The organism is Pseudoxanthomonas sp. Root630 (assembly GCF_001427585.1).
In the GTDB taxonomy this organism is placed as follows: domain Bacteria; phylum Pseudomonadota; class Gammaproteobacteria; order Xanthomonadales; family Xanthomonadaceae; genus Pseudoxanthomonas_A.
The window spans coordinates 21387-46950 of the sequence record NZ_LMGY01000015.1; the positions used below are offsets into that span (position 1 = coordinate 21387).

General features: G+C 67.3%; 20 protein-coding genes. 8 read left to right on the forward strand and 12 right to left on the reverse strand.

Annotated features, from left to right (window positions below; translation table 11 throughout):
• Positions 1 to 11 precede the first annotated feature (11 nt).
• From ASD72_RS10365 to ASD72_RS10380, 3 genes are all read right to left on the reverse strand, one after another.
• Positions 12 to 3236 (reverse strand): OmpA family protein, encoded by a 3225-nt coding sequence (locus tag ASD72_RS10365; RefSeq protein WP_056879877.1) that lies wholly within the window; start codon positions 3234 to 3236, stop codon positions 12 to 14.
• Positions 3229 to 3786, reverse strand: a 558-nt coding sequence (locus tag ASD72_RS20955) for a hypothetical protein (RefSeq protein ID WP_235577995.1), incomplete at its 5' end; no start/stop codon positions are given. The genes ASD72_RS10365 and ASD72_RS20955, both read right to left, overlap by 8 nt.
• A gap of 2180 nt (positions 3787 to 5966) precedes the next feature.
• Complete coding sequence (locus ASD72_RS10380; protein ID WP_056879880.1) at positions 5967 to 6716, reverse strand: GntR family transcriptional regulator; 750 nt, start codon at positions 6714 to 6716, stop codon at positions 5967 to 5969.
• A 124-nt stretch (positions 6717 to 6840) separates the two neighbouring features.
• Between ASD72_RS10380 and zwf the strand changes: the two genes are divergently transcribed.
• The 4 genes from zwf to ASD72_RS10400 all read left to right on the forward strand — a co-directional run bounded on the left by zwf (position 6841) and on the right by ASD72_RS10400 (position 11892).
• Positions 6841 to 8319 (forward strand): glucose-6-phosphate dehydrogenase, encoded by a 1479-nt coding sequence (gene zwf, locus ASD72_RS10385; protein ID WP_056879881.1) that lies wholly within the window; start codon positions 6841 to 6843, stop codon positions 8317 to 8319.
• A gap of 88 nt (positions 8320 to 8407) precedes the next feature.
• On the forward strand, positions 8408 to 9121 hold the full coding sequence (gene pgl, locus ASD72_RS10390; protein ID WP_056879882.1) for a 6-phosphogluconolactonase: 714 nt from the start codon (positions 8408 to 8410) through the stop codon (positions 9119 to 9121).
• A 166-nt stretch (positions 9122 to 9287) separates the two neighbouring features.
• Positions 9288 to 9806 (forward strand): c-type cytochrome, encoded by a 519-nt coding sequence (locus ASD72_RS10395; RefSeq protein ID WP_056879883.1) that lies wholly within the window; start codon positions 9288 to 9290, stop codon positions 9804 to 9806.
• A 364-nt stretch (positions 9807 to 10170) separates the two neighbouring features.
• Positions 10171 to 11892, forward strand: a complete 1722-nt coding sequence (locus tag ASD72_RS10400) for an ExeM/NucH family extracellular endonuclease (protein ID WP_056879884.1) — start codon at positions 10171 to 10173, stop codon at positions 11890 to 11892.
• Between the two features lie 90 nt (positions 11893 to 11982).
• Here the strand turns inward: ASD72_RS10400 and ASD72_RS10405 are convergent, their stop codons facing one another.
• The 7 genes from ASD72_RS10405 to ASD72_RS10430 all read right to left on the reverse strand — a co-directional run bounded on the left by ASD72_RS10405 (position 11983) and on the right by ASD72_RS10430 (position 16649).
• On the reverse strand, positions 11983 to 12528 hold the full coding sequence (locus ASD72_RS10405; RefSeq protein WP_056879885.1) for a DUF1697 domain-containing protein: 546 nt from the start codon (positions 12526 to 12528) through the stop codon (positions 11983 to 11985).
• 7 nt (positions 12529 to 12535) lie between these two features.
• The gene (locus ASD72_RS21210) at positions 12536 to 13036 is read right to left on the reverse strand and encodes a hypothetical protein (RefSeq protein ID WP_056879886.1); all 501 of its coding nucleotides are present in this window, start codon (positions 13034 to 13036) and stop codon (positions 12536 to 12538) included.
• A complete protein-coding gene (locus tag ASD72_RS10415) occupies positions 13033 to 13269 on the reverse strand; it encodes a DUF1653 domain-containing protein (protein WP_056879887.1) in 237 nt (78 codons plus the stop codon). The genes ASD72_RS21210 and ASD72_RS10415 overlap by 4 nt, the downstream gene beginning before the upstream one ends.
• A gap of 134 nt (positions 13270 to 13403) precedes the next feature.
• Positions 13404 to 13787 carry a hypothetical protein gene (locus ASD72_RS10420; protein WP_056879888.1) on the reverse strand — a complete coding sequence of 128 codons (384 nt, stop codon included), beginning with the start codon at positions 13785 to 13787 and terminating at the stop codon, positions 13404 to 13406.
• A gap of 103 nt (positions 13788 to 13890) precedes the next feature.
• Complete coding sequence (locus ASD72_RS20960; RefSeq protein WP_155944604.1) at positions 13891 to 14220, reverse strand: hypothetical protein; 330 nt, start codon at positions 14218 to 14220, stop codon at positions 13891 to 13893.
• An 11-nt stretch (positions 14221 to 14231) separates the two neighbouring features.
• Positions 14232 to 15962, reverse strand: a complete 1731-nt coding sequence (ggt, locus tag ASD72_RS10425) for a gamma-glutamyltransferase (protein WP_056880220.1) — start codon at positions 15960 to 15962, stop codon at positions 14232 to 14234.
• A 54-nt stretch (positions 15963 to 16016) separates the two neighbouring features.
• The gene (locus tag ASD72_RS10430) at positions 16017 to 16649 is read right to left on the reverse strand and encodes a tetratricopeptide repeat protein (RefSeq protein WP_343123684.1); all 633 of its coding nucleotides are present in this window, start codon (positions 16647 to 16649) and stop codon (positions 16017 to 16019) included.
• 158 nt (positions 16650 to 16807) lie between these two features.
• Between ASD72_RS10430 and ASD72_RS10435 the strand changes: the two genes are divergently transcribed.
• The 3 genes from ASD72_RS10435 (at position 16808) to ASD72_RS10445 (ending at position 22239) form a co-directional block, all read left to right on the forward strand.
• Positions 16808 to 20515: an indolepyruvate ferredoxin oxidoreductase family protein gene (locus ASD72_RS10435; RefSeq protein WP_056879890.1), complete on the forward strand. Its 3708-nt coding sequence runs from the start codon at positions 16808 to 16810 to the stop codon at positions 20513 to 20515.
• 146 nt (positions 20516 to 20661) lie between these two features.
• Positions 20662 to 20922 carry a helix-turn-helix domain-containing protein gene (locus ASD72_RS10440; protein ID WP_056879891.1) on the forward strand — a complete coding sequence of 87 codons (261 nt, stop codon included), beginning with the start codon at positions 20662 to 20664 and terminating at the stop codon, positions 20920 to 20922.
• Positions 20923 to 20925: 3 nt separating this feature from the next.
• Complete coding sequence (locus tag ASD72_RS10445) at positions 20926 to 22239, forward strand: type II toxin-antitoxin system HipA family toxin (protein WP_056879892.1); 1314 nt, start codon at positions 20926 to 20928, stop codon at positions 22237 to 22239.
• A 19-nt stretch (positions 22240 to 22258) separates the two neighbouring features.
• Here the strand turns inward: ASD72_RS10445 and ASD72_RS10450 are convergent, their stop codons facing one another.
• The gene (locus tag ASD72_RS10450; RefSeq protein ID WP_056879893.1) at positions 22259 to 22876 is read right to left on the reverse strand and encodes a DUF938 domain-containing protein; all 618 of its coding nucleotides are present in this window, start codon (positions 22874 to 22876) and stop codon (positions 22259 to 22261) included.
• Positions 22876 to 23709: an NYN domain-containing protein gene (locus tag ASD72_RS10455; RefSeq protein ID WP_056880221.1), complete on the reverse strand. Its 834-nt coding sequence runs from the start codon at positions 23707 to 23709 to the stop codon at positions 22876 to 22878. Before ASD72_RS10455 ends, ASD72_RS10450 begins: the two co-directional genes overlap by 1 nt.
• A 125-nt stretch (positions 23710 to 23834) precedes the next feature.
• Between ASD72_RS10455 and ASD72_RS10460 the strand changes: the two genes are divergently transcribed.
• Positions 23835 to 25463, forward strand: coding sequence for a TldD/PmbA family protein (locus ASD72_RS10460; RefSeq protein ID WP_056879894.1), 1629 nt, complete (start codon positions 23835 to 23837; stop codon positions 25461 to 25463).
• Positions 25464 to 25564: the final 101 nt, after the last annotated feature.

Consider the following 25564-nt stretch of genomic DNA (forward strand, 5'->3'; position numbering starts at 1 on the left):
ATCCGCCCCCCTTACTTCCGTACGCCGACAGGGGCTGTCGGATCGTTGCTGGCTTCAACGCGAACCTTGGTGCGTACCTCCGGACTCAGACGTTTGGCGAGCGCTTCGTAAACCGCCTTGGCACGACGCATGCCAAGCGCGACGTTGTAGGCGTGGGACGCACGCACGTCGGTATGGCCGACGATCGCGATGCTTCCCCCGCCCATCTTCTCCAGCGCCGCGGCGACCTTGTCCAGCAGCGGCTCGAACTCCGGCCGGATCGCGGACTTGTCGGTGTCGAACAACACCGTGCCCAGCAACGCGCCGCCTTCATCCACACCCACGACCAGCGAGCCGGGGTCGTCGACCGTGCCACGCGCACTGACGACAAGACCCTTTGCCGAGACCGGGTCGAGCTTGCCCAGCAGGGCCGCCTTGACCGCGTTGGCGCGGTCGAAGGCCAGGCCTTCGCTGTCGCCATTGGCCTGGATGACGACTTCGCCACCCTGGTATTCGCGCACCTTGGCCGCCATGGCCTCGATCACCGGCAGGTACTTGGTCCGCACTTCCGCGCTGCCCGGGGCGAAGAACACTTCGCCCATCTCCAGTTCCACCTGCTTCGAGCCGCCTTCGATCACCTGCTCCGGCAACTTCACGCCGAAGTCGAAGCGGACCGGCACGCCGGGGGTGATCCGGCGCAGCAGCGGGTTGTCGGTGGTGAACTCGGCACCGGCGGGCAAGGTGGACGGATCGACCTTCAGGATGAAGTTGCGACCGCGCTCCCATGCGCCGCCCGGCACGCCGGCCAGGTGGTACCGACCGAACTGGTCGGTCTCGATCAGCAGGCCTTCCACCGACGCGATACGCACGCCCGGGATGCCGCGCTCATCGATCCCCGCATTGCGGATGACGTAGTCGACGACGTAGCCCTGGTCGTCCTGGACCACCCGGCGCTCCACCGTCGGGGTCGCCGCGGTCAGGCCCTTGGCGGCATCGCCATGGGTCTGCACGGTGGTGTTCCCCGCCGCATCCATGCGGACGGTGACGCCCTCGGCGCTGGTCAGCACGAAGTCGTCGGTGAAGGCCGGCTCGCGCAGACGCTGGCGGATCACCACCTGGTGGTCTTCGACCGGATCGGCCACGGACTGGCGTCCGCTGATCGCGCCCACGGCGATGCCATGCAGCAACGGCGAACTCGCGTCGGGCTCGGGCTGCGGACCCGCACCACGGTCCACCGTCGTGGAATTCGCGATGTAGGCCGTCGTAGCGAAGCCGCCCTGGACCTTCACGCCGCTCAGCGACGCGCTGTCCTGCCAACCGTCACCATCGCGGTCGTTGAAGACCGTACCGAACAGCAGGCTGTCGTCCATCAGCGGATCGGCCGTCAGCATGACTTCCGCGGTCGCGATGTTGGACACCGGCTCATCCGTGGCCGAACGAACCTGCGCCTGGTTGACATGGGTACCCGGACGCACGCCCGCGCCCACGCGCATCACGTACACCAGCGTCGCCGTCTGTCCCGCAGCCACATCCACACCGCTGAAGCGGAGCGGACTGCCGCCCGATACCGTCGCCATTCCGTCGGCGTCGTTGGCGACCAGGGAGCCTTCGACGTAGCTGAAGCCGGCCGCCGGCGTGTCGACGATGCTGCCGCCCACCATGTCCACTGCGCCGACGTTCTCCACCGTCAGTGTGTAGCGGACCAGGTCGCCGATGCGGACCTCGCGCGAGCCAGCCGACTTGCTCAGCCGCATCTCAGGCGCGTCCAGCTCATGCTCGGTGCTGCACGTCGAGCAGCCCGGCGTCTCGCCACCGCCACCGGTGGCGACCACCTGGTTGCCGATGATCGTGCCGGCATTGGCGTTCACGACTGCGTCGTAGCTCAGTGCGTGCACACCGGTCGAAGTACCCGCCGGCAAGCGGCAGGTCATCACCGCTCCGTCGAACGCGCATCCCGCCGGCATGGCACCGAGGGTCAGGCCACGATCCGGCGTATCCACCAGGACCAGTTCGCCCGTCAACGCGGAACCGCTGATATCGACCGAGAGCGTGTAACGCACGGTCTGCCCGATCTGCACGTGAGTGCCGCTCGCCGGATCGGACGACTTCGAGACCCGCACTTGCGGTTCTGCCACCGGTGTGGACGTGTCGCAGGTTCCTGCACACGTCGGTACGTCATCGCCCGCGCCCACCACCGCGTTGGTCACCGTTCCGCGCGCCTGCGGATTCACGACCGCCGTGTAGCTGACGGCATAGGTGCCCGGCGTAGTGCCCGCAGGCAGCGTGAACGTCAGCACCGGTGCACCACCGGTGCTGGCCGCGAACGCACCGGCATCGGTCACCGCACCGAACGTCAGGCCGGCACCCAGGGTATCGGTGAGGACCAGGTCGCCCGCGGTCACCGCGTTGACGATGTTGGCCGTCAGCGTATAGGTGATGGTGTCGCCCACGACCACTTCGGTCCGGCCGGCCGGCAACGCGGCGCTCTTGGCATACGTCACCAGGGGCGGCAGCGGCTCGGTCACCGGCGTTTCGGTGGTGCAGGTACCTGCGCAGGTCGGCGTGTCGTCGCCGGTACCTACGACCGCGTTGGTCACCATACCCGTGGCCTGATCGTTGACGATCGCCGTGTAGCTCAGCGAGTAGGTACCCGGCGCGGTTCCGGCGGGCAGCGTGCACACCAGCGGGTTGGTCGTCCCGCAGGTGAAGCTGCCAGCCGAGACCGTGGCCAGCGTCAGGCCGGTGCCGAGGGTGTCGGTCAGGGTCAGCAGCGCCGTCGTACGCGAACTGGTGATCGTTGCCGTCAGCGTGTACGTCAACGTGTCGCCGGTCGACACCTCGGTCTGGCCGACAGGCAGTACGACCGACTTGCTGTAGCTCACCGCAGGCGGCGTCACCGGCGTCGTCGTGGTGCAGGACTTGCTGTAGCTCACCGCAGGCGGCGTCACCGGCGTCGTCGTGGTGCAGGTGCCCGTGCAGCCCGGGGTGTCCGTACCCGTGCCCACCACCGCGTTGGTCACCGTGCCCACCGCCTGGTCATTGACCGTGGTCGTGTAGGTCACCGTGTACGTGCCCGGCAGCGTGCCCGCAGGCAGCGTGCACACCAGCGGATTGGTCGCGTTGCAGGTGTAAGCACCGGCATTGGTCACCGCACCGAACGTCAGGCCCGTGCCCAGCGTGTCGGTCAGCGTCACCACGTCCGTGGTCTGCGAGTTCGCCACCACCGTGGTCAGCGTGTAGGTGATCGTGTCACCCACCGCCCGAGTTCGCCACCACCGTGGTCAGCGTGTAGGTGATCGTGTCACCCACCGCCACCGCACCGGTCGCGCTCGTGGACTTGCTGTAGCTCACCGCAGGCGCAACGAAAGTGTTCGTGATGGAACAGGTCGCGTTCTGACCGTTGACCAGCGTCAATTGGCTACCGGACAGCGTGCCGCCAGTGCAACTCCAGCTACCCGCGTTATAAGTGTTGCCGGTAGAACCGCCACTCTCTGACAGCGTATAAACGCCAGCGTTTACCGAAGTCGAAGCGACGCCACCCGCCCCCGATAGAGGCGTTGGACCCGCGGCACTCAAAGTCCAATTCGCTGCGACCGCAGGACCGCCGGAGACAATCTTGACCAGCGTCAGCGTCGCGGCCTGGTCGTCGTTGGTGATCGAGCAGCTCGCGCTCTGGCCGTTGGCCAGCGTGAGCTGGTTACCCGACAGCGTCCCGGCCGTGCAGCTCCAGCTGCCTGCGGCATAACCGGCCGCCGTCACTTCCGACAGCGTGTACACGCCAGCGTTGACCGAGGCATTGGTCACCGCNCGTCCCGGCCGTGCAGCTCCAGCTGCCTGCGGCATAACCGGCCGCCGTCACTTCCGACAGCGTGTACACGCCAGCGTTGACCGAGGCATTGGTCACCGCAGCCGTACCGCTCACACCGGTGATCGTGGTCGGACCGGTCGCCGTCAGCGGGAAGTTGCTGATCGTGGCGGTGCCGCCGTTGTCGTTGACGACCGTCTTGACCAGCGTCAGCGTCGCGGCCTGGTCGTTGTTGGTGATCGAGCAGCTCGCGCTCTGGCCATTGGCCAGCGTCAGCTGGTTGCCGGACAAGGTCCCGGCCGTGCAGCTCCAGCTGCCTGCGGCATATCCGGCCGCCGTCACTTCCGACAGCGTGTACACGCCAGCGTTGACCGAGGCATTGGTCACCGCGGCCGTGCCGCTCACACCGGTGATCGTGGTCGGACCGGTGGCCGTCAGCGGGAAGCTGCTGATCGTGGCGGTGCCGCCGTTGTCATTGATGACCGTCTTGACCAGCGTCAGCGTCGCGGCCTGGTCGTTGTTGGTGATCGAGCAGCTCGCGCTCTGGCCGTTGGCCAGCGTGAGCTGGTTACCCGATAGTGTCCCGGCCGTGCAGCTCCAGCTGCCTGCGGCATAACCGGCCGCCGTCACTTCCGACAGCGTGTACACGCCAGCGTTGACCGAGGCATTGGTCACCGCNTGTCCCGGCCGTGCAGCTCCAGCTGCCTGCGGCATAACCGGCCGCCGTCACTTCCGACAGCGTGTACACGCCAGCGTTGACCGAGGCATTGGTCACCGCGGCCGTACCGCTCACACCGGTGATCGTGGTCGGACCGGTCGCCGTCAGCGGGAAGCTGCTGATCGTGGCGGTGCCGCCGTTGTCGTTGATGACCGTCTTGACCAGCGTCAGCGTCGCGGCCTGGTCGTCGTTGGTGATCGAGCAGCTCGCGCTCTGGCCGTTGGCCAGCGTCAGCTGGTTGCCCGACAGCGTCCCGGCCGTGCAGCTCCAGCTGCCTGCGGCATAACCGGCCGCCGTCACTTCCGACAGCGTGTACACGCCAGCGTTGACCGAGGCATTGGTCCCGGCCGTGCAGCTCCAGCTGCCTGCGGCATAACCGGCCGCCGTCACTTCCGACAGCGTGTACACGCCAGCGTTGACCGAGGCATTGGTCACCGCGGCCGTACCGCTCACGCCGGTGATCGTGGTCGGACCGGTGGCCGTCAGCGGGAAGTTGCTGATCGTGGCGGTGCCGCCGTTGTCGTTGATGACCGTCTTGACCAGCGTCAGCGTCGCGGCTTGGTCGTTGTTGGTGATGGTGCAGGTCGCTACGTCATTGCCCACCAGGCTGACGCTGTTCGCAGACACAGGGGCGCCGCCGTTCTTGACGCAACTCCATGTGCCCGCGGCGTAACCCGCGGGTCCGCCTGTTTCGGAGAGGGCGTAGGTCCCCGCCGGAATCGCCACGCTGGTGACGGCTGCAGTGCCGGTGGTGCCGGACAGCGTGGTGGAGGGTCCCGTCGCGACCAGCGTCCAGGCGGTGACTACCGCGGTGCCGCCGTTATCGTTGACGACCTGCTTGACCAGTGTCAGGCGGGGAAGCGCGAGTACGCCGACCGTCGCGGTGGACGTGTTGTTGGCAGGATTGCTGTCGACTACCGTCGCGCCCGGAGGCAGGGCGACCGTCGCGGTGTTCTGTACCGAGGTTTGCGCGTGGGCAGGCGCAAAGGCGGCCAATGCGACCAGCAACAGCCCAGGTGCGGTCACCGTGTGGCGGCGAAAAGCCGCTTTGAAGAATTGGGTCAGGCCTTGCACGGTGGTCCCTTGCGACTGGATCAGAAATAACCAGCCCGGGAGACTGCCTCCCCCAAGGCTGTCTTGAAGTTGCTGCCCCGTTGTCCGCACCGCAGCGCGGGTGGATCAACCGGTCAGAGTCACAGTTCGCATCCCTGTGGACAAAGCGGACAAACGTCACGCAGGAATTTGTGACGCCCAACTCCATTTCACGCAATGTTAACGTCAATATGCTGACGCCATCAACTACATTCATGTACATCATCACACTATCAAGAGGGATGACGTCAAGCATTTGACGGCCGACCGACGGAAGGACGCAGCAACGGCGGCACCCACCGGGCAGCCGCACGGCGGGAAACGGGGTCTCAGGGGAGTCGGAGAACGGCGCCGCGGACGGCAGGCGCGGGATCAGTCGCTCTGCAGCTCGGCGACGAAGTCGTAGGCGTCGCCGCGATAGTAGGACCGGGTGGATTCGACGACCCGGCCGTCTTCCAGGAAGGCCCGACGCTCGACCAGCAGGCCAGGGGCGCCGACGGGCAACTCGAGGTGACGCGCCGCCTCTTCATCCAGGGCCACCGCCCGCAGACGCTGCAGGGCTCGCTTGGGCCGGTGGCCGTAGGCGTCCAATGCCTCATAGAGCGAGGTGGTCACGCTGTCCGGATCCGGCAGCAGCGCGTAGGGCACCAGGGTGCGTTCGATGGCGATCGGCGACCCGTCCACGTGTCGCAGCCGGTACATGCGCACCACGCCACTGCCGGGCGACAGGTTCAGCGCCATGGATTCTTCCGGGGTCACCTCGCCCACAGTGCGCTCCAGGAACTTCACCTGCGGGTTCAGCCCGCGCTCGCGCAGGTCGTCGGTGAAGCTGGTGAGGCGGGAAAACTGCCGCAGGATCCGCTCGGCCACGAAGGTGCCCGCGCCCTGCCGCTGCACGAGCAGACCACTTTCGATCAGACCCGCCAGCGCCTTGCGAATGGTCACCCGCGACAGGTCCAGCAACTGGGCCAGGTCGCGCTCGCTGGGAAGCGCCTGTCCGGGCCGCAGCACGCCGGCATCCATCAGGTTCTGCAGCGCGCGACGCAGGCGCAGGTAGGCCACTGCCCGGGTGGACTCACCGGTCTGCAGCCGCTGGTATTCCTCGAGCAGGTTCGTTTGCATGGCAATCAAGATACCAGTGACGTACCAATACCGCAACAATCCCTTCACGTTGCGGACCTGTTGGCATCATGTGGTACCCCGGTGGTATTGTGACCGCACTTTCCTGTTGCACCGAGACGCTCCCGTGACCGCGAAGACCCTGCCCGTCGACACCTTCGATCTCGTCATCTTCGGCGGCACCGGCGACCTGGCGTTGCGCAAGCTGCTGCCAGGCCTGCTGCGGCGCTATGCCGATGGCCAGATCCCGGAAGAGAGCCGCATCCTTGGCGTGGCCCGCGACAAGCAGGGCGACGCCGAATACCGGGCAAAGGTCGGCGAAGCGCTGGCCCGCATCGCCGGCAGCGACGAGGTACTGAAGGCCAAGCTGCCCGCCTTCCTCGACAAACTCGGCTACATGGCCCTGGATGCCACCAAGGACGAGGGTTGGGACGAGTTCGCCGCCCGCCTCCAGACCACCGGCGACCGCATCCGCGTCTTCTACCTGTCCACCAGCCCCACGCTGTTCGTGAACATCTGCGACCGCCTGCGTGCGCACGGCCTGAACACCGCCAACGCCCGCGTGGTGATCGAGAAGCCGATCGGCCACGACTCGGCCAGCGCGGCAGTGATCAACGACGCCGTCGGCAGCGCCTTCGCGGAAAGCCAGATCTTCCGCATCGACCACTACCTGGGCAAAGAGACCGTCCAGAACCTGCTGGCGCTGCGCTTCGCCAACATCCTGTTCGAACCGCTATGGAACGCCAGCCGCATCGACCACGTGCAGATCACCGTGGCCGAGACCGTCGGCCTGGAGAAGCGCGCCGGCTATTACGACACCTCCGGCGCGCTGCGCGACATGGTCCAGAACCACCTGCTGCAGCTGCTGTGCATGGTGGCGATGGAGCCGCCGGCCGCGCTGCAGGCCGACGCCGTGCGCGACGAGAAGTTGAAGGTCCTGCGCTCGCTCAAGCCGATCCGCGGCGAAGACGTGGGCCATCTGAGCGTGCGCGGCCAGTACCGCGCCGGCGCCAGCAGCGGCGCCGCCGTGCCAGGCTACCTGGAAGAACTCGGCAAGCCCGATTCCCGCACCGAAACCTTCGTGGCCCTGAAGGCCGAAGTGGACAACTGGCGCTGGGCCGGCGTGCCGTTCTACCTGCGCACCGGCAAGCGCCTGGCTGAGCGCGTCTCGGAGATCGTCATCGCCTTCAAGCAGATCCCGCATTCCATCTTCGACGACAGCGCCGGCCCGGTGATGGGCAACAAGCTGGTGCTGCGCCTGCAGCCGGACGAAGGCGTGAAGCTGTGGATCATGATCAAGGACCCGGGCCCGGGCGGCCTGCGCCTGCAGCACGTGCCACTGGACATGAGCTTCGCCGAGGCCTTCGGCGTGCACCAGCCGGAAGCCTACGAGCGCCTGCTGATGGACGTGGTCCGCGGCAACCAGACCCTGTTCATGCGCCGCGACGAAGTCGAAGCCGCATGGGCCTGGATCGACCCGATCCTCTCCGCCTGGGAAAACCTGCGCGAGACGCCCAAGCCCTACACCGCCGGTTCGTGGGGCCCCAGCGCCGCCGTGGCCCTGGTCGAACGCGACGGCCGCACCTGGCACGAAGACACCGTCTGACGTCGCCCGCCCCGCTCCGGCGGGGCTTCGCTGGCGCCCCCACGCCGACCTGCCTTCCCCCGGGAAGCCCCCACTCCCGAGTCGCACCATGCCCCCCACCGATCTCTCGCTGCAGATCCAGCTGCACCCGTTCCCGGACGGCGACGCCGTCGCCCAGGCGCTGGCCCAGGCCGTCGCCGACGACCTGCGCGCCGCCCTGGCCCTGCGCGGCCAGGCCAGCGTCGCACTGTCTGGCGGAACGACCCCGCGTCGCTTTCTGCAGGCCCTGTCCCGGCAGGCGCTCGACTGGGCGAACGTCACCGTCACCCTGGTCGACGAACGCTGGGTCGACGAGGACCACGAGCGCTCCAACGCCCGCCTGGTGAAGGAATACCTGCTGCAGGATGCCGCAGCCGACGCGCACTTCGTCCCGCTCTACCGCCCGGCCGCCACCCCGGACGATGCCCTGTCCGAGGTCGCCGCTGCGCTCCCCGCTTCGCTCGATGTCGCCGTGCTCGGCATGGGGGGCGACGGCCACACCGCCTCGTTCTTCCCCGGCGGCGACCGCCTGGCCGAGGCGATGGACCCGGACACCGCCACGCAGGTATTGCCCATGCGCGCGCCCGGCGCCGGCGAACCGCGCATCACCCTGACCTTGCCGGTGCTGCGCGATGCCGGCCGCCTGTACCTGCACATCGAGGGTGGCGAGAAGCGACAGGTGCTGCAGCAGGCGTTGTCCGGCCAGGGCGCCGGCGCCGGTTATCCGATGCGCACGGTGCTGCAGGCCCTGCACGCCCCGCTGCAGGTGTATCTGGCGCAGTGAGCCGGATGCACCGGTGTTGAGGCAAAGACGGCCTCACTGCTTATAATGTGCCCTTGCCCGCGGCGCTCCGGCGCCCGGTCCCGCCTGGAACGCGCATCGCGCGGACCGTCGGCCCCCGTTTTCGTAGCCATGCGCGGCCCCACGGCCGTGCTGCCAAAGGTGGAAAGTGCGTAACTACGACCTCGAATTCCTCAAGCATTTCTCGATGGTGATCGGCTTCCTGGTGCTGGTCACCGGTGGCCTGATCGTCGGCGCGCACTTCCTGCATGGCGCCCTGCCGCCGGAAGTGAACCCCAAGACCGTGCAGATCACCGAGGCCCGCATCGCCCCGGCCGGTGCTGTCTATGCCGGCGAAACCGGTGCCGCCGCCCAGGCCGCGGCCGCCGCGGCCGCCAAGGCGGCGGCATCCTCGCAGGTCGCCTACGGCGGTACGACCGATGGCGGCGTGATCTACCAGAACCTCTGCGGCGCCTGCCACACCAACGGCGTGGGCAAGGCCCCCACCCTGACCGCCGCCGGCATGGGCGCCCGTGTCAGCAAGGGCAAGGACACGCTGTACAAGCACGCCATCGAAGGCTTCACCGGTCCGGACGGCGGCATCATGCCCCCGAAGGGCGGCAACGCAGCCCTGACCGACGAGCAGGTGCACGCCACCGTCGACTGGATGCTGGCCAACATCAAGTAAGGCGTCGCGCCTTCCGCAGAAACGCCGCCTCCGGGCGGCGTTTTTGTTTGTGCGAAAAAGCTTCGCGGACATTCCCTTCTCCCCGCCTGCGGGGAGAAGGTGCCCGGAGAGCCTGCCCCGTACTTGATACGGGGGTGGATGAGGGGCAAGACGGAGCTCCATTCCCATGGTCGAAAGCTGCCCCGCAACGTTCGAGACACCGCGGTCTCGATGCCGCCGCGGCGCCGTCGCCCTTCACCCGCCTTCGGCACCCTCTCCCCGTGGAGACAGGGAGAGGGAAGAACTGCATCCTGCCTCACGACGAAAACCTGCGCGTCACGCATTCCGTTTACCCTTGCCGCCTCGCTCGCCCGGTTCGATCACGATGACGTCTCCCCGCTCGCTGCTCACGCTCGCCCTGCTCGCCTCCCTTGCCCTGCCCGCCTGTGCGGCCACGCCGAAGGAGCGCATCGTGCCCATCGGCGAGGTGCAGGGCGACGGCGCGCGCAGTGCGCTCGACGGGCAGACCGTCACGGTCGAAGGCGTCGTCACCGCAGCCTTCGCCGACCTGGGCGGTTTCTTCATGCAGGACGCCGGCGACGGCAAGACGACAACGTCCGACGCGCTGTTCGTCGCCTTCGAAGACGGCACGCCCGCCCCGCTTCTCACCGCAGGCGACCGCGTCCGCGTGCGCGGCATCGTCGGCGAGCGCAAGGCCGGCGGCGACGACACGCTGACAGCGCTGCACGCACCGGTGATCCAGTCGCGTGGCAGCGGTCGCATCGCGCCCACCGTGCTGACCGCGCAGCCCGACGACTGGGAACGCTACGAAGGCATGCTCGTCCGCATCGATGCCCCGCTCACGCTCAGCGGTACCGACGCGCTGGGCCGTTTCGGCGAACTCACCACGAGTTTCGGTGGCCGCCTGTGGCAGCCCAGCGAAGTCGCCGCGCCTGGCAGCGCCGACGCCAAGCGCCTGGCCGCCAACAACGCACGCCGCACCCTGGTGCTGGACGACGGCAGCGCCAAGCGCGATCCCGCCACCGTCTGGTACGTGAAGAAAGGCCAGCCGCTGCGCACCGGCACCGTGCTGACCGGCGCGCAGGGCATCGTCGATGCGCGCCACGGCGGGTGGCGCCTGCAGCTCACCGTCGCGCCGACGATCGCCGCACCGGAACGCCCGGCCGCGCCGCAGGTCGCCGGCACCGTGCGCATCGCCGCGTTCAACCTGGAAAACCTGTTCAACGGCGACGGCAAAGGCGGCGGCTTCCCCACCGAACGCGGCGCCAAGACCGCGGCGCAGTACCAGGCGCAGGTGCAGAAGCTGGTCGGCACCATCCGCGGGCTCGATCCCGACATCGCCGCGCTGATGGAGCTGGAGAACGACGGCTACGGCGCCGACTCCAGCCTCGCCCAGCTCGTCGCCGCACTGAATGCCGGCGGCGGCACGTGGCGCTTCATCGATGCGAAGCAGGGCCCGGGCCCGGACACGATTCGCGTCGGCATCATCTACCGCAGCGACAAGGTGACGCCCACCGGCAGGCCCGCCACGCTGGAAGCCGGTCCGTTCGGCGAGCGCAGCCGCAGCCCGCTGGCGCAGGCGTTCGTGCGCGGCACCGGCAAGCCCTTCGTCGTGGTCGCCAACCACCTGAAATCCAAGGGCTGCTCGGAAGCCACCGGCCTGGACGCGGACCAGAAGGACGGCGCAGGCTGCTGGAATGCATTGCGCCTGGATTCGGCACAGCGCCTCGATGCGTGGTTGAAGACCGATCCCACCCGCAGCCGCAGCGACCGCGTCGTCATGCTCGGCGACTTCAACGCCTACGCGATGGAAGCGCCCGTGCGCTGGCTGCGCGACAACGCTGGCTGGGTGGACGCTTTCAAGCAGGCCGGCATCGAACACCCCTACAGCTACGTCTACAGCGGCCTCAGCGGCCGCCTCGACCACGCCCTGCTCAGCCCGTCACTGGCGAAGCAACTGCGCGGCGCCGCCGAGTGGCACATCAACGCCGACGAACAGGACGCGCAGGGTTACGCCGATGGCGACCCCGCCGTGCCCTTCCGCAGCTCCGACCACGACCCGCTGTTGCTCGGCTTCGATCTGTAGGCGACTTCGCCGGTGAGAGCAACGTCAGTCACGATGACACCTCCGCGGTAGATCATCGCGACTGACGTCGCTCCCACAGGACAGGGCACGTCACCCGTCGATCTTCTCCACCAACGCCTGCAGTTTCAGCACGGTGGCCCAGTTGCGGGTGGTCGCGGCCTTGCCGGCCTTGCCCACCAGCGCTTCGCCGGCCTTGCTTTCGAGGATGCCGCGCGCGCAATGCAGGTAGGCGGCTTCACGACCGAGCAGGAACTGTTCCGGCGGCACCACGTGCGGTGCGATGGCGGACAACGCCGGCAGTGCATCGGCCTCTTGCACGAAGGCGACCAGCAGGCGCGACGGGTCGGCGGCCGCATCGGCCAGCGCGTTGTCTTCGATGATCGTGGCCAGGTCCTTCGCCGACTTCACGATGACAGGCACGTCGATCTTGAGCTGCGCGGCGATGGCGGCAGAAATCTCCGCCGCGATCTTCGCCGGCGTCTTCTTGCTGGAGCGGAACACCACGTTGCCGCTATTGAGCAGCGTGGCGACATCGGCATGGCCCAGCCCTTCCAGCAGCGCGCGCAGGTCCGCCATCGCGATGCGCTTGGCCTTGCCGACGTTGATGCCGCGGAGCAGAGCGATGTAGGTGGTCATGCCGGCCTCACTTCCGTCCGGGTGACGGCGCGGGGGATTCCGGCGCATCGGGGGACCCACGGAAAAAGGCTCGCACCTGCGCCTCGGTATCCCGATCCCAGAGGCGGCTCGCCGTACACAGTCCATAGCGGGCCGGACCGCTCGCGTCGGCGACCACCAGGATCGTATCGCCGGGCATCAGGGCGGTGAGTTCGGGGAACGTCACCCGCCTGCCGGCCTTGGGATCGTTGTACTTCCCCCGGGAAAGGACAGCGCCCACGGTCGACGGGTCGCCCTTGAAGACGATCTCAGATTCCACGGTATGGCGAATCTCCGCCCGGCGCTCATGGGGAGTGGTCGTGCTTCGGAGCTGATCCAAGGAAGACACCAGCGTGGATCTCACCACTGTCCCGACATAGACCGTTTCGGCCGCTTCCAATTCCGGCTCCAAGGGCTCGATGGCGCAGACGGCGCTGGCGGTTACCGGCATCAGGGCGAGGCTCGCCCACACGATGACAAAGCGCTTCATGCAGACCCCACGTGTGCGAAGCGACGCACCGCGCGTCCGTCCACCACCACCTCCTCGCAGAACATCGCATACGGCCGCACCCACAAGCCGCCTTCGCCATACAGCGCGCGGTACACCACCACCGGCTCCAGCGTTTCACTGTGCCGCGCCACGGCGACCACTTCGTAGTCGTTGCCTTTGTAGTGGCGATAAAGGCCTGGGGTGAGTTCGGGGAGGGCGGGGAGTGTGGCCATGTGTGTGCCTAGTGAATGAGTAGGGTGGGCCTTGGCCCACCGTTGCGGACATTGTCCACGATCAGGCAACACACGCGCCGGAGACGTCGGATCCATAAAGAATACGTGTGGTGGGCCGAGGCCCACCCTACGAGCTACGGCTGTGTCTCGGTGGCTTGCACAGCACGCGAACGTCCAAGAAGTTCCGACGCGATCGCGCTCCGCACATCCTCAACCGATCCCGGCCAAGGCAGTCTCGCCAATGCCTTGTGCTCCGTGCGCTCCCAACGCGGGAACATGGGTACCGTACGACGCGCCCATACCAGCAGCTTTGGTAGCGCGGGGTAGCGCGTGCTAAGACGCGACACTTCGATCCAGCCATCCGGATATCCCTGGACATCGATCGCGTGCCGCACACCACCCTCCCACCACGAGAGCTGCCAGTTGCCTGCGTCGTAGTGCGTGTCGTAGGAGATCGTGAGCCCATGTTCCCGGGCCATGGTTTCCACGAGCTGGCGAATGACAGGATCGGCCTCCATGGTGCTCCTCGAGCTTGATGGGTTCGGCGGATGGGTTGGGTCTTAAGCGGTGTTCAACCCATCTTGCTTCTCAGGGACTCTCCGCCTTCCAAACGTTCAGAAGTCACTGCCCGGTACTTTGTGGCAGTACGCCCGCCCTCAGAAGGTGCCAAACAAGGTGGATGCCCACGATCTGCAACTCACCATGATCCAGCATGTCCCGAGGTACGGCTGAAGCGGTAATCACGTGATGGCCGAGTTCGCTTGCGTGCCGCTCCACCTGCACATTCGCAGTCCACGCTGCATGAGTCAGGGCTTCCAGGGCATCGCCTGCGACATGGACCACGATGCGTGCATGGTCTCCTGACCATTCCTGCCCAACCACTTTGGCGTCAGGCATCAATGCGATCAACGCGCATACCTCGTCCAATGTTGCATCGCGCGTCATGCCCATGATGAGGCCCCTCAATACCCCGCCGCCTGCCCATCCTTGCGGCTCTCGCTGGCGCCGCAGTACACGCCGGTCTCCGGGTCGCGCTTGATGGCCTGGTAGCCGCCGTAGGGGCCGAGGGCCCATTCGACGTGGTGGCCCTTGTCCATCAGCGCGCGGATGGTTTCATAGGGGTAGCCCGATTCCAGCTGCACCACGCCGCCGTCGGTCATCGCGGTGGCGCTGCCGACCGGTTCGGTGGAGCCGTCGTGCTGGATGCGCGGGGCGTCGCCGGCTTCCTGCAAGGTCATGCCGAAGTCGACCAGATTCATCACGATCTGCGCGTGGCCCTGCGGCTGCATGGCGCCACCCATCACGCCGAAACTGACCCACGGCTGCCCGTCCTTCGTGATGAAGGCCGGAATGATCGTCTGGAACGGCCGCTTGCCCGGCGCGTAGCAGTTGGGATGCGGCGTAGCGCCGTCGCAATCGCGCAGCACGAACATCTCGCCGCGGTCCTGCAGGATGAAGCCCAGGCCGGTCGGCGCCATGCCGCTGCCCATGCCGCGGTAGTTGGACTGGATCAGCGAGACCATCATCCCGTCCTTGTCGGCGACAGTCATGTAGATGGTGTCGCCTTCTTCCAGTTCCTTCGGCGTGCCAGGCTGCACTTCGCGCAGCACCTTGTCGGGCGAAATGAGTTTGGCGCGTTCGCGTGCATACGGCTTGGAGATCAGCCGCGCGACCGGCGCGGGCTGGAAGGCGGGATCGGCGTACCAGCGCGCGCGATCGGCGAAGGCCAGCTTCTTCGCTTCGACGAACAGGTGCACGTGCTCGGGACTGCCGAAGGGGATCTTGCTGAAGTCGTAACCCTCCAGCACGTTGAGCATCTGCAGCGCGGCGATGCCCTGCCCGTTCGGCGGCAGTTCCCAGACGTCGTAACCACGGTAATTGGTGCTGACCGGCTCGACCCACTCACCGTGGTGGGCCGCCATGTCCTCGTACGACAGGAAACCCCCATTGGCCTTGAAGTACGTGTCGATGGTGCGCGCGATGTCGCCCTTGTAGAACGCATCGCGGCCGCCGTCGGCGATCTTCTGCAGCGTGTCGGCCAGGCGCGGGTTCTTCCACAGCTCGCCGGTGCGTGGCGCGCGGCCGCCGATCGTGAACTGCTCGCTGAAGCCGGGGAACTTCGACAACCGCGGCACCGAGCGCTCCCAGTAGTAGGCGATCGTCTGGTGGACCGGATGGCCGTCGCGCGCGTAGCGGATGGTCGGCGCCAACACGTCGCGCATCGGCAGCTTGCCGAAGCGACCATGCAGCGCGAACCAGCCATCGACCGCACCCGGCACGCTGACCGGCAGCGGCCCGTGCGCGGGGATGTCGGTGATGCCGTGCTGTTTGAAGTAATCGAGCGTCAGCGACTTCGGCGAACGGCCCGAGCCGTTGTAGCCGTGCAGCTTCTTCGTCTTCGGGTCCCAGACGATGGCGAACAGGTCGCCGCCGATGCCGTTGCCGGTGGGCTCCATCAGGCCGAGTGCCGCGTTGGCGGCGATGGCTGCGTCCATCGCGGTGCCACCCTGCTTCATCACGTCCAGCGCGATCTGCGTGGCCAGCGGATGCGAGGTAGCCGCCATCGCGTGCGGCGCGATCACGTCGGAACGCGTGGCGAACGCGCGCCCGGCGATGCGGTCGGCGGCGGTGGCAGGCAAGGCGGCAGCGACGGCCAGGGCCGTCGCCAGGCAGGACACAAGGCAGGTGCGCATCATCGGCAGGCGATGGCGCGCACCGTGCGCGCCTTCATCCGCCGATGGTACGCGTTACGGCCAGCGCGGCGGGTTGGCCTGCCAGGCGCCGAGTACTTCGGCCAGCGTGTCGCGGTCTTCCTGCTGCCAGCCCGGCAGCAGGCTGCCGTAGTTGCGGGCATCGGTCCACAGCAGCGGTTCGGTGCGCACGGCGGCGCCGTACCACGCCACGGCCTCGGCCTTGCGGTCGAGCTTCCACAACACCAGCGCGAGCGTCGGCGGCGCCCACGACGGGCCGCCTGCGGTACCGAGCAACGGCAGCCACTGTTCCAGCGCGGCGGCGTGCTCCTTGTTGCGGTACAGGTCCCAGCCGTAGTTCCAGCGGAATGCACGGCCCAGGTTGCCGTTGGCGTCGCTGCTGCCCAGCAGCACCTGGTACAGCTGCTTGCCCAGGTCCACGCGCCCCTCGCTGAAGGCCACGTGCGCCAGCTGGGCGGTGGCTTCGGTCGGCTTGCGGCCGCGTTCGCGCTCGCGGACCAGAGCCTGCACGAGGGCTTCGCCCTCCCCCTGCACCACCACGATCTCGCGGACGGCCGCCTTGTCCTCGTCGAAGTAGAACTCCTTCGGCTTCGGCACGGTCTGCGCATGCGCGGACAACACCGCAGAGGCCAGCACGGTGGCCAGCAGCATGTTCTTAGCGAATTTCACGACATCCCCCGGACTGCAATGGATTCCCCCGCCCCATCCTAACCGCTGCAACGCACAACGGCGAAGTGATCGGCGTCACATAAAAGCCCGCTGTTACAATGCGCGCCTTCACGCCCGAGGGGTTATCGGGCCACGCCAGCCGCTTGCACGGGCCCGCCATGACCAGCACCGCCGAACTCACCTCGCCCTCGTCCGCCAATACGCCGCAGATCGGGGTGATCGACAGCGACTACACGCTGGAGCACAAGTACACGCGCACCGATGGCCGCATCTACCTGAGCGGTGTGCAGGCGCTGGTCCGGCTGCCGCTGATGCAGCGCCTGCGCGACCAGGCCGCGGGCCTGAACACGGCCGGCTTCATCAGCGGCTACCGCGGCTCGCCGCTGGGCGGCTTCGACCTGGAACTGTGGCGCGCGCGCAAGCACCTGGAGACGGCGGGCGTGAAGTTCACCCCGGGCCTCAACGAGGACCTGGGCGCCACCATGGTGTGGGGCACGCAGCAGACCAACCTGTTCCCGGGCGCCAAGGTCGATGGCGTGTACGCGATGTGGTACGGCAAGGGTCCCGGCGTGGACCGCTGCGGCGACGTGTTCAAGCACGGCAACGCGGCGGGCACCTCGAAGTTCGGTGGCGTGCTCGCGCTGGCCGCCGACGACCACAACTGCCGCAGCTCGACGCTGCCGCACGGGTCGGAAGACGAGTTCGTCAGCGCGATGATGCCGGTGCTGAACCCGGCCGGCGTGCAGGACATCCTCGACCTGGGCCTGGTGGGCTGGGCCATGAGCCGCTACACGGGCCGCTGGATCGGCTTCAAGACGATCGCCGAGACGGTGGAGTCGTCGGCGTCGGTGCAGGTGGATCCGTTCGCGCGCGAGATCGTGCTGCCGGAGGATTTCGCCATGCCCGCCGGCGGCCTCAGCATCCGCTGGCCGAATCCGCCGCTGGACCAGGAGATGCGCCTGCACAAGTACGCGGTCGCCGCGGCGCAGGCGTTCGCGCGCGCCAACAAGGTGGACCGCATCGTGCTGGACTCGCCGCGCGCACGGCTGGGCATCGTCACCACCGGCAAGAGCTACCTGGACGTGCTGCAGGCGCTGGAATACCTCGGCCTGGACGAACAGGCCTGCGCCGACATCGGCATCCGCGTCTACAAGGTGGGCATGACCTGGCCGCTGGAGCCGGTGGGCATCACCGAATTCGCGAAGGGGCTGGAAGACATCGTCGTGGTGGAGGAGAAGCGCGCCTTCATCGAGCGGCAGATGAAGGAGTACTTCTACAACTGGCCGGCCAGCGCGGGCACGCGCCCGTCGATCGTCGGCAAGTACGACGAAGGCGGCGAGTGGATCCTGCCGTCCACCGGCGAGCTGACCCCGGCCACCATCGCGGGCGTGATCGGCAAGCGCATCCAGCGCTTCTTCACGACCGAATCCATCGAACAGCGCCTGCGCTGGATGGAGGACAAGGAAGCCGAAATGGCACTGCCGCGCGCCAACTTCCCGCGCGTGCCGCACTACTGCTCGGGCTGCCCGCACAACACCTCGACGGTGGTGCCGGAAGGCTCGCGCGCGCTCGGCGGCATCGGCTGCCATTACATGGTGACGTGGATGGACCGCGACACCGACACCTTCACCCACATGGGCGGCGAAGGCGTGACGTGGTCCGGGCAGGCGCCGTTCACCGAGACCGAACACGTCTTCCAGAACCTGGGCGACGGCACGTTCTTCCACTCCGGCTCGCTGGCGGTGCGTCAGTCGGTGGCCACCGGGGTGAACATCACCTACAAGATCCTCTACAACGACGCGGTGGCGATGACCGGCGGCCAGCCGGTGGATGGCACGCTGTCGGTGCCGCAGATCGCGCACATGATGCGCGCCGAGGGCGTGGACACGATCGTCGTGGTCAGCGATGAAGTGGGCAAGTGGAGCAAGCGCGAGATCTTCCCGTCGGGCGTGGAGTTCTTCGACCGCAAGGAGCTCGACGACGTGCAGCGCCGCCTGCGCGAGGTGAAGGGCGTCTCCATCCTGATCTACGACCAGGTCTGCGCCACCGAGAAGCGCCGCCGGCGCAAGCGCGGCAAGCTGCCGGACCCGGCCAAGCGCACGATGGTCAACACCCTGGTCTGCGAAGGCTGCGGCGATTGCGGCGTGAAGAGCTTCTGCGTATCGGTGCTGCCGAAGGAGACCGAATTCGGCCGCAAGCGTGAGATCGACCAGTCGAACTGCAACAAGGACTTCCGCTGCGTCGACGGCTTCTGCCCCAGCTTCGTCACCGTGCACGGCGGCACGCCGCGCAAGGGCAAGAAAGCGAACGCCGCCGATCTGCTGGCCGCATTGCCGGCGCCGACGTTCAAGTCGGACCTCGACCAGCCCTGGAACATCCTGATCACCGGCGTCGGCGGCACCGGCGTGGTGACCATCGGCGCGCTGCTCGGCATGGCCGGCCACCTGGAAGGCAAGGGCGCCAGCGTGCTCGACCAGACCGGCCTGGCACAGAAGGGCGGCGCGGTGACCACGCACATCCGCATCGCGCGCACGCCGGAGGACATCCACGCCGTGCGCATCGCCGCCGGCGAAGCCGACCTGGTACTGGGCTGCGACATGGTGGTGGTCAACGACTACTGGGTGCTGTCGAAGGTGCGCGGCGAACGCTCGCAGGTGGTGTTGAACACCTACGAGGCGATGCCGGGCACGTTCACCACGCATCCGGACATGCAGTTCCCCGCCACCGACATCATCGCCGGCGTGCGCGTCGCCCTCGGCGGCCGCGAACCGATGTTGGTGGACGCCACCCAGGTGGCCACCGCGCTGATGGGCGATGCGATCGCCGCCAACCTCTTCATCCTCGGCTATGCGTGGCAGCAGGGTCTGGTGCCGATCTCGTTCGACGCGATCATGCGCGCCGTCGAGCTCAACGGCGCGGCGATCGAGATGAACAAGACCGCGTTCGCCTGGGGCCGCCTGGCCGTGGTCAATCCGCAAGCCGTGCAGGAAGCCGCCGGCCTGATCCGCAACGTGCAGACCGAGAGCGAACGCACGCCGCGCGCCCTGCAGGTGCTGCCTCCGGGCGAATGGGAAAGCACCGAGTGGGGCGCGAATGCGGCCCCGCGCAATCCGGGCAATGAAAGCGAACTCCGCGGCCTGCCCGAAGACGGCACCGAAGGCGGCGACGTCGCCTTCCTGCCGCTGGACGACCTGCGCCTGTCGCGCTCGCTGGACGAACTGATCGCCCGCCGCGCCGGCTTCCTCACCGAGTACCAGGACGCGGCCTACGCCGCGCGCTACGCCAGCCTGGTGACGAAGGTGCGCAACGCCGAGAACACCCGTGCGCCGGGTTCGACCGCGCTGACCGAGGCGGTGGCCCGCTACTTCTTCAAGCTGATGGCGTACAAGGACGAGTACGAAGTGGCGCGCCTGTACACCAGCGGCGAGTTCAAGCGCCGCCTGGAGCAGCAGTTCGACGGCGACTACGAAGTGCACTTCCACCTGGCGCCGCCGCTGTTCGCCAAGAAGGACGCCCATGGCCGCCTGATGAAGAAGGAATACGGCCCGTGGGTGTTCAAGGCCTTCGGCCTGCTGGCGAAGCTGCGCTTCCTGCGCGGCGGCACGTTCGACGTGTTCGGCTACACCGACGAGCGCAAGGGCGAGCGCCAATTGATCGCCGACTACGAGAAGACCGTGGACGAGCTGCTGGGCGCGCTGGACGGCGGCAAGCTGGGCCTGGCGGTGGAGATCGCCAGCATTCCCGAGCACATCCGCGGCTACGGGCACGTCAAGGAAAAACACCTGCACGCCGCCAAGGCACGCGAGGCCGAGCTGCTGGGCCTGTGGCGCAATCCGAAGGCGCTGCACATCGTGCAGGCGGCGTAAGAAGAAGACCCCGCTCCGGCGGGGTTTTTCTTTGCATGGCCCGCAAAAATGCAATCTATGTCTTGCATAACGGAAATGCAATGTATGGCTTGCATTTTGGGTGGGCAAACGCTAGGTTGCCTGTGCTACTCAACAGGGGCCTACCTATGACCGCCGCCCAATATCCGATCCAGACACCTCAGCAGTTGGCCCCTTTGTTGCGCGCCCTGCGCAAGAAGCAGGGTTTGACCCAGGCCGACTTGGCCGATCAGCTCGGCATCACACGACAAGCCGTCACCGCTCTGGAGGCCAGACCGGAGGCCGCGACATTCGAGCGCCTGATGAAAGTCTGGGCTGTGCTGGGCCTGCAAGTGTCGCTGGCGCCACGCGCGCCCTCTTCGCCCTCGCTGGATGCGGTGGAGTGGTAGGCCATGGGTGAGCTGCGGATATGGATGAACGGTGTGGAGGCCGCCACTTGGCAGGATGCGCAGCCCACCCGCCTGACTTACGTTTCCAGTTGGCTAGCCTCGCCGTTGGCGCGCCCATTGTCCCTATCGCTGCCCCTGCTGCCGGACGGCACGTCGCACCGTGGCGATGTGGTGGAGCACTACTTCGACAATTTGCTGCCCGATAGCGCCAACATCCGTGCGCGCCTTCGCAACCGCTTCGCCGTCCCCTCCAACAGCACGTTCGCGCTGCTGGAACAGATCGGCCGGGACTGCGTAGGCGCCATCCAGCTGTTGCCGGCGAACACCCCGCAGGAAGAAGTACGCACCATCCAGGCCCGATCCCTGGATGAAGCCGGTGTCGCCCGCCTTCTCCGGGGCGTGGCATCCCCTCCGCTGCCCGGACACCACGACGACGATGAGTTCCGACTGTCGTTGGCGGGCGCACAGGAAAAGACCGCGCTCCTGTTCCACAACGGCCAATGGTGCGTTCCCCTGGGGAGCACGCCCAGCACGCACATATTCAAACTGCCGCTCGGACTGGTGGGCAACATGCGCGCCGACATGGCCTCGTCGGTGGAAAACGAGTGGCTTTGCATGCAACTGTTGCGCGCGTTCGGCCTGCCTGTCGCAAACACGTCCATCGGTAGGTTCGAAGATCAGCGCGCCTTGGTGGTCGAGCGCTTCGACAGGCGATTGTCCGAGGATGGCGCCTGGTGGATCCGCTTGCCGCAGGAAGACCTTTGCCAAGCGTTCGGCCTGCCTTCTTCGCGCAAGTACGAAAGCGATGGCGGGCCGGGAATCGTGCAGATCATGGACCTGTTGCGTCAGTCAGCCGAACCCGGCGACCGCGAGACCTTCTTCAGGACGCAGATCCTGTTCTGGCTCCTTGCCGCAACAGACGGACACGCGAAGAACTTCAGCCTGCACATCGAGCCACAAGGCCGATTCCGCCTGACACCCCTCTACGATGTGTTGTCCGTGTATCCCATTCTTGGCCATGGTCCTCAACAACTGGATCCCCACAAGGCCGCGCTTGCCATGTCGGTGGTCGGCAAGAACAGGCATCGGAAGTTGCTGAACGTACGCCGGCGCCACTGGAACGAGACGGCTCGGGCGTGCGGCGTTCGCGATGGCGCCGAACCCTGGCTCCAAGACCTTCTTGCGAAGGTGGAACCCGCGATCGCGTCCGTCGCCGCACGGCTGCCTGCGGATTTTCCTGGCGAAGTGGCGCATACCATCTTCGATGGCCTTCGCCACGCGAGCGAAAGATTGCGCGATATGGCGCCCGACCCCTGAAGGTCATCCCTCGCCGCGATTACGGTGCCTGTTCCTTCCCGATGGTCTTCTGCCACACCAGGGTGCGGTTGTTCGCCGGCATCGCGTTGTCTTCGACCAGCGACAGTCCGACGCCGCGCGCGAGCGCATCGACGGCCTCGACGTCGCGGATGCCGGAGACAGGATCGCGGTCCTTCAACCACTGTTCGAACGCGCGGTTGCTCTCGCTGGTGAACTCGCCGCCGACGTTGAAGGGGCCGTACACCACCAGCAGGCCGCCCGGTTCCAGCACCGCGCCGACCCCGGCGAAGAACGCCTCCACCTGCGGCCAGCCCATGATGTGCAGGCTGTTGGCGGTGAAGACCGCATCGAACACCGCGTCCGGCCACCGACCATCGACGTCGAGTTCGATGGCCGATGGCGTATTCGCCAGTGCGGCCTCGTCGAGCCACAGCGCGATGCCGGACAGGTAGTCCGCACGGTCACTGGACTGCCAGGACAATCCCGGCATCGCCGCGGCGAAGTGCACCGCGTGCTGTCCCGTGCCGCTGCCGATTTCGAGCACGCGGCGGGTATCGCCGAAATGCCGCAGCAGCACCTCCAGGATCGGGCCCTGGTTGCGTTCGCACGACGGAGCGAAGGGCTTGTCGGCCGGCATCAGCCCGCCGAACGCACGTAGACGCGCTTCAGGCCGTTCTCGCTCGCGCGCTCCTCGACGGCGAAATGGCGCGGATGCGCCTTCAGCAGGTCGCTGAGCTTCTTGTGGCCGTACAGGCGCGTGTCGAAATCCGGGCGCACCTTGTTGAGGTAGCTGCCCACGCTGCCGAGGAACGCCCACCCCTGGTCGTCGCTGGCTTCCTCGATCGCCTGCCGGATCAGCCGCAGCGGCAGCGATTCGTGCCGTGCCTGCTCCACGACCGGCGCCGCGGTGGGCTCGGCCTGCGCGGCAGGCTTCTTCGCCGCGGGCTTGGCCGCCCTCTTCGCGGGCTTCGCCGGCGGCGGGGGCAGCGGGGCAGACACCTCGCTGCGTAGGACTTCGACGTAGATGAACTTGTCGCAGGCCTGCACGAACGCATCCGGCGTCTTGCGTTCGCCGAAGCCGTACACCGTCAGGCCTTCCTCGCGCAGGCGCTGGGCCAGGCGGGTGAAGTCGCTGTCGCTGGAGACCAGGCAGACGCCGTCGAACCGCCGGGTGTACATCAGGTCCATCGCATCGATGATCAGCGAGCTGTCGGTGGCGTTCTTGCCACTGGTGTAGGCGAACTGCTGCACGGGATTGATCGAGTGCTTCAGCAGCGCCTGCTTCCACTGGGTCATCCGGGTGCTGGTGAAGTCGCCATAGATGCGCTTCACGCTCGCCACGCCGTACTTGGCGATTTCGGCGAGCAAGCCTTCGATGACGGCCGGCTGGGCGTTGTCGGCATCGATCAGCACCGCGAGGCGCGGTTGTTCGTCGTCGTTCTCGGGCTTGGCGACCGGGCGGGACTTCATGCGCGCCGACTCCTGCAGGGGGATGGGCCGCATTGTGCACCACGTCACCCGGCCATGACCGGCGTCACTTGACGCTGCGCGGCACGCCGACGACAGTCCGGTGCTCCCTTCCTCCGGACACGCGCATGCAGCGACGCGACTTCCTGACCCTCGGCGGCCTCGCCTTCGCCGGCCTCGCCCTGCCCGGCACGCGCGTCATCGCGGCCGAAGCGCTGCTGGAACCCGGCGACGTGGCGAAGAAGAAGCGCCTGGCCGAAGCCGCGCTGTCGGCCGCCACCGCCGCGGGCGCGAGCTACTGCGACGTGCGCGTCGGCCGTTATCTGCGGCAGTCGCTGATCACCCGCGAGGACAAGGTGCAGAACGTGGTGAACACCGAATCCTCCGGCGTCGGCGTGCGCGTGATCGCGCAGGGCGCGTGGGGCTTCGCGGCGACGAACGACGCCACACCCGATGGCGTCGCCGCGGCCGCACGCCAGGCCGTGGCGATCGCGCGCGCCAACGCGCGCATCCAGGGCAAGCCCGTGCAGCTGGCGCCACTGAAGGGCGCCGGCGAGGTGGCGTGGCGCACACCGATCGTGAAGAACGCCATGGCGGTGCCGGTGAAGGAGAAAGTGGACCTGCTGCTGGACGCGAACGCCACCGCGCTCGCCGCCGGCGCCAGCTTCGCCGCGTCGCGCATGTTCGTGATCAACGAGCAGAAATACTTCGCCAGCACCGATGGTTCCTGGATCGACCAGGACGTGCACCGCATCTGGGTGCCCTTCACGGTGACGGTGGTGGACCAGGCGACCGGCAGGTTCAAGACGCGTGATGGACTCTCTGCCCCGATGGGCATGGGCTACGAGTACCTGGATGCCAACGCGGCCGACAAGATCGCGCTGCCGGGCGGCATGGTGGCCTATGGCGCGTCGTACGACCTGCGCGAGGACATCGTCGCCGCGGCGAAGCAGGCGCGGGCCAAGCTGACCGCGCCGTCGGTGAAGCCCGGCAAGTACGACCTGGTGCTGGATCCGTCCAACCTGTTCCTGACCATCCACGAGAACGTCGGCCATCCGCTGGAGCTGGACCGCGTGCTGGGCTACGAAGCCAACTACGCCGGCACCAGCTTCGCCACGCTGGACAAGCGCGAGCAGCGCTTCCAGTGGGGCAGCCCGATCGTCAACTTCACCGCCGACAAGACCGAGCCGCGCAGCCTCGGCGCGGTGGGCTACGACGACGAAGGGGTGAAGACGCGCCGCTGGGACTTGGTGAAGGACGGCGTGCTGGTCAACTACCAGGCGACCCGCGACGAGGTGCATATCCTCGGCGAGGACGCATCGCACGGCTGCAGCTACGCCGATTCGTGGAGCAGCGTGCAGTTCCAGCGCATGGCCAACGTGTCGCTGGCGCCCGGCAAGACACCGCTGACGGTGGCCGAGATGGTGAAGGACGTGGAGAACGGCCTGTACATTCACGGCCGCGGCTCGTACTCGATCGACCAGCAGCGTTACAACGCGCAGTTCGGCGGACAGCTCTACTTCGAGATCAAGAACGGACAGGTGACGCGCCAGGTCGAGGACGCGGCCTACCAGATCCGCACGCCGGAGTTCTGGAACGCCTGCACCGCGATCTGCGATGCGCGCGATTTCCGCCTCGGCGGTTCGTTCTTCGACGGCAAGGGCCAGCCCAGCCAGGTGTCGGCGGTGTCGCACGGCTCGGCCACCACGCGCTTCAACGGCATCAACATCATCAACACGGCGCGCAGCCTGGGATAAGACCATCGCCCGTCGTCCCGGCGCACGCTGGGACCCCGCTTGCTCTTCGCAACGTGGAAGCCGATGGATCCCGGCGTACGCCGGGATGACGGGATCAAAGA